The organism is Lacrimispora brassicae (assembly GCF_054772055.1).
In genome coordinates, this window is sequence record NZ_BRYH01000034.1 from 220,392 (window position 1) to 231,434 (window position 11,043).

The window sequence follows — 11,043 nt, forward strand, 5'->3', positions numbered from 1 at the left end:
AAATAGGAGGTGCTGCACTCTTATCATTGCTCCAAACTGGATTTTAATATCGCCCACTTTCAATTTACTGTATTGAGCAATAATGCTGCTATTGTCAGATTTGTTTACTAAATTACTATTTACTAGATTATTTTGATTAACTGAATTTGCAGTATATAATGAAGAAAAGGAGGCGTACTATGACACAACAAGAAAATCTTAACTGTGATAAGATTAGAATTAATAATATTGATTGGCTATTTTTTGATTTGGGATATACTCATTATTAATGAGGACGCTGCTCATAATTCCAGAATACAAAAAGCTGTAGAGAGCATGAACTCATTAGGTATAAAGGTTACATTTAGTGACATCTACAATGGAATGGTAAGTGCTTCAAAGCAGTATAAATCGCCATTTTGTTCTGTAATGAATCAATATGGCATAAAAAGAAAGGAGCCATATCCCAAAGAATTAGAAGAACCATATAGTGTTTCAGAAAGCCGGATTGAAAAATTTGGTTTCTTAAATCATATTGAATTTTGTTTATCTTCTGCTGAGATAGGAATATCTAAGCCCGATATTCGAATATTTCAGATGGCTGTCGATAAATCCAATTGTCCACCTGAAAAAGCAATAATGATTGGTGATAGACTAGATAATGATATATATCCGGCAAAGAAGATTGGAATGAGAACTATTTGGATCAAACAAGGTTTTGGGGGCTTTCAAACACCTATATCAGATGAATATGAACCTGATTTTACAGTTAATTCATTAGATGAACTACAGTGCATATTATGATCAAATGAAAGATTATGATTTTCAGTTTCCATTCTAAAAGTAGTATAATAAAACTATGTAAAAGAATAATTGCAGGTTATGTTATGACATATAGGAGAGTTTACAAACTCCCCTCAGGCTGTCGACATTCTATATGTTGATGGCTTTTTTTAAATAATCATGTTATAATACAGATAAACATTAGTCGGATAATGGGAGCTTTTAAGTAAATAGATTTTGAGTCATATTATTTATATTATCACAGGAATAAGTAGATGAAATGAATAAAGACGAGGAGAAAAATTTATGAAAGTATTATTTATGGGAACCCCTGAGTTTGCAAAAATTTCGCTCGAATATCTCGTGAAAAATGAATATAATATTGCAGGGGTTGTCACACAGCCGGATAAACCTGCGGGCAGAAAACTGATTTTGACCTCGCCGCCCGTGAAAGAATATGCCTCCGGCAAGAATATTCCCGTTTATCAGCCGTAAAGCTTAAAAGGCGAAGATTTTTTTGATTTGTTAAAATCAATTAATCCCGATATAATCGTTGTGGTTGCTTACGGGAAGCTCATACCCAAAAACGTCTTGGATTTTCCGAAGTACGGTTGCGTAAACGTTCACGGGTCACTGCTGCCGAAATACAGGGGAGCCTCGCTGATAAACGCCGCGATTATAAACGGCGAAAAAATCACGGGGATTACTACTCAGTATATGAACGAGGGCATAGACACGGGCGACATGATACTTAAAGAATCAATCGAAATCGGCGAAAATGAAACTTATGGAGAGCTGCACGATAAATTGGCGCAAATCGGCGGCAGATTATTGATTGATACGCTTAAGCAAATACAGGGCGGGACTGTGAAACGAGAAAAACAGCCTGACGACGGCGCGTCTTACGTGGGAAAAATAGATAATACTATGTGTGAAATCGACTGGAATCTGACAGCGCAGGAAATACACAATAAAATCAGAGGGCTTTCACCTGTTCCGGCTGCGTTTACTTATTTAAACGGCAGAAAATTAAAGATTTTTAAATCAAGGATCTCGGACGACGGTATTGTGGAACTGTTGGAAGTGCAAATAGAAGGCGGAAAAAGAATGAACGCGATGGATTTTGCAAATGGCAGAAAAAATACTGAAAGCGATGACCGTGAGGGAAGCTTGTTTAAATTCTCTCGTTAATTTTGAAAAAGAAAAAAATCAAATATAGAATTGAGCGGAACCGTAGACAGATATAATTTCAATATTAATGATTTGGACAGGGCATGAGCAATCTTCGGCTTCGTCATTTAATGTAAGCTGTGCCGCGACGGTTATGTTTTTATGAAGCAATCAGACAGCGTACAAATTAAGCATAATGCGGTGTAAACAAAAAAATACTTTGCCCAGCATTATACTATTAATATTCAGGGGGCGTTGCAAAACAGATAAAAAATCATCTGTTTTGCAACGCCCCCTTGTGATATATAGCTTATTGCATTTTAACTGCAGGAGGCATATTTTTGACTGCTTTTTTTGTAGTGATGATATATTTTTTCAAGGATTTGCTATCCTAAATAAATAAGTTTACATTTGATTCTTCCGCATCTCCCAAATAAGCGCCTACGCCTCCAAGCTCTACCCCTTCGATCAATTCCTCCGGCTGGATTCCCATGACATCCATGCTCATAGTACAGGCTACGATTTTCACTCCGGATTTCATGGCCTTTTGGATCAGGGTTTCCAGTGAATCCACATGTTTGTCATTCATGATTTTTTTCATCATGGCAGTTCCCATGCCGCCCATATTCATTTTTGACAGTTTTAATTTTTTGCTGCCTCTGGGAAGCATGGCACCGAACATGGATTCTATCAGGGACTTGCGGACCGGCTGTTTTTCTTCCTTTCTTAGTGCAGTCAATCCCCAGAAGGTAAAGAACATGGTGACAGGTCTGCCCATGGCAGCAGCCCCGTTGGCAATGATAAAGCTTGCCAGGACCTTGTCAAGATCGCCGGAAAAAACGATAATGGTCTTTCCTTCGGCTGTTTCCTTTATTACAGGGGAGGCCGGACTGCCTTTCTTTACCAGGGCAACGTAATCATTTCCCCGGTGCTCGCAGGCCATCAGCTCATTTCCGGTACGCCTGCACCAGGCTCCTATGTCCCGTGTAAAACCGGGATCAGAGGCGGATACCTCCATGACTGACCCATGGGGCATTTCCTTCATGGTTTCAAATACCTTCATAATGGGACCGGGGCACTGCATGCCGCTGCAGTCTAAGCGCATGGCCAGGGTAGGGATATTTTTGGTATCCATCTGGCCTTGGGGGCCGTTGCCAAGGTCAAGCAAGCTTGGCTTTAGTTGGCTGCCTTCGGGAGAATGCTGGGCAATGGCGGAAGGGGCCACTGCCTCAGCCTCAGCCTGATAATGGGTGGACTGATAGAACCTGACGCCGCCGGGATAAAGCTTCACATTGCGGAATCCGTTCTGCATGAGGATGCGGGCCGCATTGTAGGCCCGGACTCCAATGGCGCAGAAGACAATGATTTCTCTGGAAGGGTCCAGTTCCTTTAAGCGGTTTCTTAACTGTCCCAGGGGAATGTGCTTTCCATTGGGCAGAGAAAAGGCTGTCAGCTCCGCAGCCTCTCTTACATCAAGAAGCAATGCCTCAGGATTCTCTTCCACCACCTCCCAGGATGCAAATGCGACTTTTCCGGTAATCAGGTTTTCAGCCACAAAGCCGGCCATGTTGACCGGATCCTTTGCGGAGGAGAAGGGAGGTGCATAGGCAAGCTCCAGGCTCTTTAAGTCAGGGATCCCTGCGCCAAGGCGGATGGCAACAGCCAGGGTATCGATCCGTTTGTCAACTCCATCCCTGCCCACGATCTGGGCTCCGAAGATCTTTTTTCCTTCGGTGGAAAAAAGAAGCTTCATGGTTATAGGCACTGCACCGGGATAATAGCCTGCATGGGAATTCTGGGTGATGAGAATGTTCTCATAGTCCCTTCCCTTTTGAAGCCCCCGCCTGATCAGCGCCTTTTCATTTGCCCCCGTAGAAGCCACCGCCAGATCAAATACCTTTGCTACGGATGTTCCCTGGGTCTGCCCATAGGTTTCCTGCGCCCCTGCAATATTGTTTGCGGCAATGCGCCCCTGTTTATTGGCAGGACCGGCAAGGGGGATCATTGCAGGCTCCTGGAATATAAGGTCATCCACCTGAATCACATCTCCCACGGCATAAATGTCCGGGTCCGAGGTTCTTAAATAATCATCAACCACAATGCCTCCCCGCTCATTAACGGCAAGGCCCGCTGCTTTTACCAGCTCGCTGTTTGGCCGGACGCCGATGGAAAGGATGACCAGTTCGGCGGAAAGGGTCTTACCGCTTTTTAAGGTAATGGCTACAGCGTCATCCAGGTCTTTAAACCCGGCTACCCCATCCCCCAGATGAAGGTCTACGCCATTTTGCAGGAGGTGCTCATGAAGAAGTTGGGCCATCTCATAATCCACAGGCGTCATAACCTGATCAAGCATTTCAATGAGGGAAACGGAAAGCCCTGCATGGCGAAGATTTTCAGCCATTTCAAGGCCAATAAAGCCTCCGCCGATGACAGCCGCTGTCTTAATATTGCTTTCCTTTATAAGAGCCCGGATCCGGTCGGTGTCAGGGACCGTCCAGAGAGTCTGGACCCGGGAAGACTCAATTCCCGGAATGGGCGGGCGGACCGGTGAGGAACCGGTGGAAATGACTAAGGTATCATAGGTTTCCTCATAGACTTCTCCGGAATCCAGCCGTCTGACCGTGATTTTCTTATTCTCCCGGTCAATGGAGGAAACCTGGTTTTTAACCCTGACATCAATGCCGTACTTTTGCTTCATGGCTTCCGGCGTCTGAAGTAATAATGCCTCCCTGGATTTGATCACATCGCCTATATGATAAGGAAGGCCGCAGTTGGCGTAGGAAATATAATCCCCACGTTCCAGCATGATAATGTTTAACTCCTCATCAAGTCTCCGCAGCCTGGCGGCACAACTTGCTCCGCCGGCCACTCCGCCTATAATCACTATTTTTTTCATAGTATGCCTCCTGCTATATTTTTAAAATATGAATGGTCATGGGTTGTTTTATTTAGTATAAACGAAATTTTATGAAAAGTCTGTGATTGAGTCACATAAGAGTACCCCTTTATGACAAGGATCATATTTTTTCGTTTTCAGCAGGGATAAAAAAATTTCTGCCCAAATTAATTTTATACAATTAAATTTCGTAAAACTATTGACAAATGAGCAATAAGGTTTTATGATGAAAATAGATTTAGAAAATATAATTTTGCACAATATAATAGGAAAATAAGGAGGTATATAAGATGTCTGTTTATGATTTTACAGTTAAGGAAATGAATGGTACAGAGAAATGCTTATCCGATTATGCAGGCAAGGTGCTGCTGATCATTAATTCAGCCACGGTTTGCGGGTTTACTCCCCAGTATACAGATCTTCAGGCTATGTATGATGAATACCAGGATAAAGGGTTTGAGATCCTTGATTTCCCCTGCAACCAATTTGGAAACCAGGCCCCCGGCGGCAATGAAGAGATCCATTCCTTTTGTACCGGACGCTTTGGAGTCACCTTCCCTCAGTTTGCAAAGATCGATGTCAATGGGGAGAACGCCATTCCCCTCTACCGTTACCTGGTAAATGAAAAAGGCTTTGAGGGTTTTGATCAGGGACATGATCTGACCTCCCGTCTGGAACAGAAGTTTGAAGAGCTTAATCCCAATTATAAAAATGAACCGGATATTAAGTGGAATTTCACCAAATTCCTTGTGGACCGTCAGGGAAATGTAGTCAGGCGCTTTGAGCCCACTGGGGATATGAAGCTTGTGGAAGAAAGTGTAAAGAAATTATTGTGAAAAGACGGACATGGGACAGTTGTGGGAGAAGGGAGAAACGTGATGGACTATGAGAAATTAAAGCTGGAAAACCAGCTTTGCTTTCCTCTTTATGCCTGCTCCCGCGAGATCATCAGAATGTACAAGCCATTTCTCGATGAGATCGGCCTGACCTATACCCAATATATTGCCATGATGGTATTGTGGGAGTGGAAGCAGGTCACCGTTAAGAGAATGGGAGAGCTTTTGTATTTAGACAGCGGCACCCTGACTCCGTTGTTAAAAAAGATGGAGGCAGCCGGCCTGCTTAAGCGGAGCCGCGCCAAAGAAGACGAGAGAAGCGTGATCATTGAACTGACGGAAAAGGGAGAGGCGTTAAAGGACCAGGCCGTAACTATTCCTGACCGGATGTTCCAGTGTATCCCCGTGAATGAGGAGGAATCCAGGGATTTATACCGGCTGCTGTATCAGATTTTAGGCCAGGCCGGTGAGAATCCGGAAAAGTAAAATAAAAACCAAATGAAAGCGCCCTCGTGTGAACAGAATTCTCACGAGGGTGCTTTTGTATCCATGCCTTGGCCGCATCAAAGGTTTACAGGGAGGTGTTACAGCATTTGGAAGCTGTAAAATTCGTATCATAAAGTCCTCCGATTCCCTGAGGAAAGGTAAAAATGTTGAATGGGTCATATTTCTCCTTCACCTTTTTTAATCTGCAGACATGGGTTCCATAGTATTCTTCAAGATAGCAGGGAAGACATGCATAGGGGAAATTCACATAGGAGCCTTTGGTAACCGATTCCAGGTAGCTGAATTTATCGGATATCCAGGCGGCATTTTTGCATTTGTGTTCTTCAAATACGGTATCAAGCCAGACAATATAGTTTGCATTACGGTAGAAGAAGGCGGTTTCATCTGCATCCACCTCAGCCACCTTGCCTCCAAGGGCATAAAAGGAAATGCTGGCATAAACAGAGCCTTCGGCCCGTTCTTTGATAAGCCCGGCTATTTTTAAGCTTTCACAGTTGTTAAAGTCCCGCAGGGCGAAACGGCTTGCTGATTTGAATTTTTCAAATGGGGGATAAAAATCCCCGATCAATGTGGCAGCTTCCAGGAAGGTCACATGTTTTAAACTGTATTTTACGCCTCCAAGCTCTAAAAGGGGGGCGATGATTCCCAGGGCTGTCTCAGGAGGTCCATAAAAGATCCCCCGGGCGATGATTGCAAGTCCTTCGTAAAGAGAGTTATAGATCCTTGAGATCAAAGTGACTCTCTGGTCGGCATCTTTCAGCCAGTCCTGCCAGGTCTGCAGGAACATAGACTGCTTTTCCTGGTCTGCATGGGGATATCTTATATCAATGAGTGTGACTTTATTTACTTTATGGGGAAGGCGGAAGGTCATGGAAACGATTACGCCAAAGTTTCCTCCGCCGGCTCCCCGGCATGCCCAAAACAGATCGTCATTTTCCTGGGGACCGGCATTTATGATGTGTCCTTCGTAATTGACCATCCGGATTTCTAAAAGGCTGTCGCAGCCAAGTCCGAAATAGCGGCAGGAGAGACCGAAGCCTCCGCCTAAAGTATACCCGCTCACCCCTACAGAGGGACAGGTCCCGCCTGGGAAGGGGTAACCTTTTGATGAGACGAATTCATATAGCTGCTTGTTTGTTACGCCTCCCTGAACGTGAAGCAAATGGGCGTTTTCATCTATGGTAAGCTGGTTCATTTCGCTTAAATCAATGTCAAGTACATCGTTGCCGGTGGAGTAGCCTTCGTAGTTATGGCCTCCGTTTCGAACCCGCAGGCAGATGTGATACTTCCGGGACCACAAGACCGCGTTGCTTACATCATCCTGATTCCGGCAGTAGACGATGGCCAGGGGGAATTTTTGAACTGCCCGGTTATATACTTGTCTTAATTCATGATAACAAGGGTCGTCTGGCGTTACAACACGACCGGTAAGCCCGTTAAAATTACAGGTGTTCATGAGGATTGCCTCCTTTCCTAATAACATTTTATTAGGAAGGAGGACATTTGGTTCGGCCTGTATCTGGTCCGCTCCTAAGGCGGCTTAAGCTGGTCAGCAGAGTTTATTAAGATCTAAAAATAACTGGGCGATCTGGGGATCGAACTGTGTGCCTGCACAGCGTTTGATCTCTTCCATTGCCTTCTGGCTGTCCATTGCCTTGCGGTAAGCCAGGTTGCTTGTCATGGCATCATAGGCGTCGGCAACCGCCAGAATGCGGCACAGCAGCGGGATCTCATCTCCCTTTAAGCCTCTGGGATAACCGGTTCCATCCCATCTTTCCTGGTGGGAGAGGATATGCTCGGACACGGTAACAAGCTCCGGGGTATTCTGGGCGATGCGGTAACCGATTTCCGGGTGGCGTTTGATCTCTTTCCACTCTTCCTCGCTTAAGGGGCCGGGTTTTTTCAGGATCTCCATACTGATGCCCACTTTTCCGATATCGTGGAGCATGGATAAAAGGGACAGATCGTTTTTTTCTTCAGGAGACAGGTTCATTTTTTCGGCCATAGCAATGCAATAGGTTTCGATCCTTAAAGCATGTTCTTCTGTTTCCATGCTCTTTTCATGAAGAGTTGCCAAAAGAGTATTTATGATGCGGTTGCGCCAGCTTTTTCCTTCTAAGAGCTTTTTATGATACATCCGTTCCTCTGCTTTTTGCAGTACCTGATGAAGATTGTCATATTCGCTGTGCTTTACATCAAATCCCAAAGACACGCTGATCTGCAGGGGAAGGCGGTCATTTTCCTTAAATTCTTTCTCCAGCGTTTCAATGATCTTCTGGGCCTGGGGGGCATCGGTTTTGGGCAGCAGGATCAGGAATTCGTCCCCTCCCCATCGGGCGGTGATCCCATTTTTCTGTATGGTATGCTGGAATGTTTTTGCAACTTCCCTTAAAAGAAGATCGCCTGTTTTGTGGCCGAAAACATCGTTGGTCACCTTCAGGCCATTCACATCCCCCATGATCACCGTAAGCGGCAGCATAGAGGCCCTGTCCATCCGGATCATCTCTTCCTCCATATACCTGCGGTTAAAAATTTCCGTTAATGAATCATGATAGCTTAAATACATGATCCTTCGCTGCTGCCTTTTTTCATGGCTTACATCGTGAAAAACCATGACAACTCCGTATACATGTCCCATTTCATCCTTGATGGGTGCAGCGCTGTCTGTAATGGGAATAAAATCCCCCTGCCGGTTTAAAAGAACGGTATGATTGGCAAGTCCCACGATCTTTCCGGTCTGCAATACCGCACTGACCGGATTTGAGATGGCTTCTCCGGTGGACTCATTTCTTAAATCGAAGATTTCCTCAAAGGGCCTTGCGGACGCAGTATCATTATTCCAGCCGGTGATTTCCTGGGCGGCCTGATTTAAGTAGGTGATTTTGCCTTCGTTATCAGTGGTAACGACTCCGTCCCCAATGGAGTTAAGGGTAACGCTTAACAATTCATTGTCCCAATAAAGGTCATATCTGAATTTCTCCCGGTCTGATACGTCAAAAATGATGGAGAAGAGCTGGCTTTTCCCTTCATAGGTGATTGGGCTGGAATAAACGTCCACCATTTTGACTTCCCCGCTTTTTAAGCGGTGGGTGAACAGGGAGTAAGGCGTTTCGTTATTGAGGGCCTGAACGCGCATAAGCTTAATGGCGTCATTGGAGGTTTCCGTGATATCCTGTATGTGCATTGTTAAAATCTCTTCCCTGGTGCAGCCGTAAAACCTGCAGGCCGATGGATTGGCATTGAGTATTTTCCCGGTTGTCATGTCAATGATCAGCATGACTGCTGAGTGCTCCGTAAACATGGAATTTAAGTTTTCAAGGAGCTGCTCCTTATCTTCCCGCAGTTTTTTTAATTCCGTAATATCAAGGCGTGATCCGATGATATAGGAGACCTCACCGTTTTCTTTTACCGGAGTGAGCCGGACCAGCCAGTTCCGGCTGCCGCCCGTAAATTCTACGGTTTCCTCGTACATCATGCTGTTTCCGGAGGCAATGCATTTCATGTATCCCTCCTGCAAAACGCTTCCAACCTCATCACCCATTGCTTCTATGGGCGTCTTTCCTTCCATGAGAGGGGGGGGTCATTCCGGTCAGTTTCTGATGGACCATATTGTTTCGGATATAACGGAATTCACCGTTTTTATATTCCAGAAAGAACAACCCATCCTGGGTGCTGTTAAAAAAAATCTCAATTTCCCGGCTCAGCCTTTCGTTTTCCTCCCTTTGAGACTCCAATTCCCTATGGATTTCCGTGGTATCGTCAAAAATCGTTATCAGGCTGTTTGGGGAGGGATTATAAACGGTGACCTTAAAGCTGCGTTTCCCAATGGTTACGGTAAAATGCCTGTCCTTTTCTGCACTGCCCAGACTTTCCTGAAACGTATGCCATGCAAGGGATTCTGTTTTATCCTTCAGAAGCAGGGATACGTTCTGATGCAGTGCTTTTTCCTTATCAAGGCCCCAGAGATCAAAAAAGGCGTCATTTGCTTCTGCTAGAACATATTCCTGTGTGTGTTCCCTATTCCCAAAGACAATTTCGTAATAGGCATAACCCAATGGCGATTGCATGAAAAGTTTATCTATTCCCTCTTTTGTCATAACAGGACCCCCTTTACGTGATTTTAATATGTAAGGCCTTAAAACGCAGATATTTGTAATAAGATAATATCAAAAGTTTTTTCATTAGGCAATTCATGATTTACGTTTATTAGAAAATAATTTCCGCTTTATTCTAAAGTGCTCTGTTTTTCGGAATTTTCTTGATTTTTTGGCAGAATATGGGGATAAAACCTGCCCTGGGCAGGAGCGGTACGGCTCATCATAGACAAAAGCCGGGACAATAGTCAGGACAAAGAAATTCTTTGGGGGTAAGTTCCGTATTATTTCATATAAAATATAATTTTTAAGGGCTGACAAGTACTATTTTGATTTCTCAATCATAAAATATGACAAATTGCTTAATTGAAAGGCATTAATCTTATGACTCCTTGCCCTGAAGGATTGTATTCCTACACGATTCAATCCGGTGATACACTATGGTTCATTTCACAGCGTTACCGCACTACCGTGGAGGAAATTATGGCTGTAAATCCGGGAATAAACCCGAATAATCTGTTAGTTGGTCAGGTAATCTGCGTTCCCCGTGGAAGCAGGAACCGCAACATGCCTGCCCAGCCCCAGATGCAACCCCGGACCCAGCCTCAGACACAACCTATGGCACAGCCCCAAACCCAACCGCGAACCCAGCCTCAGGCCCAACCCCGGACGCAGCCGATGACGCAGCCTCAAACGCAGCCTCAGACGCAGCCGATGACACAGCCTCAGACGCAGCCGATGACACAGCCTCAGACGCAGCCAATGACTCAGCCTCAGA

General features: G+C 44.9%; 9 protein-coding genes and 1 pseudogene. 6 read left to right on the forward strand and 4 right to left on the reverse strand.

From position 1 onward, the window contains the following. Positions 1 to 204: 204 nt before the first annotated feature. The 4 genes and pseudogenes from ACYVD3_RS17370 (at position 205) to ACYVD3_RS17385 (ending at position 1,953) form a co-directional block, all read left to right on the forward strand. The gene (locus ACYVD3_RS17370; protein ID WP_460643742.1) at positions 205 to 783 is read left to right on the forward strand and encodes an HAD-IA family hydrolase; all 579 of its coding nucleotides are present in this window, start codon (positions 205 to 207) and stop codon (positions 781 to 783) included. A 285-nt stretch (positions 784 to 1,068) separates the two neighbouring features. Further along, on the forward strand, positions 1,069 to 1,257 hold the full coding sequence (locus tag ACYVD3_RS17375; RefSeq protein WP_460643743.1) for a hypothetical protein: 189 nt from the start codon (positions 1,069 to 1,071) through the stop codon (positions 1,255 to 1,257). A gap of 24 nt (positions 1,258 to 1,281) precedes the next feature. Continuing rightward, a pseudogene (locus ACYVD3_RS17380) lies at positions 1,282 to 1,593 on the forward strand (methionyl-tRNA formyltransferase); the annotation flags it as partial. 75 nt (positions 1,594 to 1,668) lie between these two features. Continuing rightward, positions 1,669 to 1,953 carry a hypothetical protein gene (locus ACYVD3_RS17385; RefSeq protein WP_460643755.1) on the forward strand — a complete coding sequence of 95 codons (285 nt, stop codon included), beginning with the start codon at positions 1,669 to 1,671 and terminating at the stop codon, positions 1,951 to 1,953. Between the two features lie 370 nt (positions 1,954 to 2,323). Here the strand turns inward: ACYVD3_RS17385 and ACYVD3_RS17390 are convergent, their stop codons facing one another. After that, positions 2,324 to 4,828, reverse strand: coding sequence for an FAD-dependent oxidoreductase (locus ACYVD3_RS17390; protein ID WP_460643744.1), 2,505 nt, complete (start codon positions 4,826 to 4,828; stop codon positions 2,324 to 2,326). Between the two features lie 290 nt (positions 4,829 to 5,118). On the opposite strand from ACYVD3_RS17390, the gene ACYVD3_RS17395 reads away from it, so the two are divergent. Beyond that, a complete protein-coding gene (locus tag ACYVD3_RS17395; protein WP_460643745.1) occupies positions 5,119 to 5,664 on the forward strand; it encodes a glutathione peroxidase in 546 nt (181 codons plus the stop codon). 42 nt (positions 5,665 to 5,706) lie between these two features. Next, a complete protein-coding gene (locus ACYVD3_RS17400; RefSeq protein WP_460643746.1) occupies positions 5,707 to 6,150 on the forward strand; it encodes a MarR family winged helix-turn-helix transcriptional regulator in 444 nt (147 codons plus the stop codon). An 85-nt stretch (positions 6,151 to 6,235) separates the two neighbouring features. Here ACYVD3_RS17400 and ACYVD3_RS17405 read toward each other — a convergent pair whose 3' ends face one another. The 3 genes from ACYVD3_RS17405 to ACYVD3_RS17415 all read right to left on the reverse strand — a co-directional run bounded on the left by ACYVD3_RS17405 (position 6,236) and on the right by ACYVD3_RS17415 (position 10,268). Beyond that, positions 6,236 to 7,627 (reverse strand): FAD-binding oxidoreductase, encoded by a 1,392-nt coding sequence (locus tag ACYVD3_RS17405; RefSeq protein ID WP_460643747.1) that lies wholly within the window; start codon positions 7,625 to 7,627, stop codon positions 6,236 to 6,238. Positions 7,628 to 7,720: 93 nt separating this feature from the next. Continuing rightward, complete coding sequence (locus ACYVD3_RS17410; RefSeq protein ID WP_460643748.1) at positions 7,721 to 9,673, reverse strand: HD domain-containing phosphohydrolase; 1,953 nt, start codon at positions 9,671 to 9,673, stop codon at positions 7,721 to 7,723. 31 nt (positions 9,674 to 9,704) lie between these two features. Next, positions 9,705 to 10,268, reverse strand: a complete 564-nt coding sequence (locus ACYVD3_RS17415; protein ID WP_460643749.1) for a hypothetical protein — start codon at positions 10,266 to 10,268, stop codon at positions 9,705 to 9,707. Positions 10,269 to 11,043 lie beyond the last annotated feature (775 nt).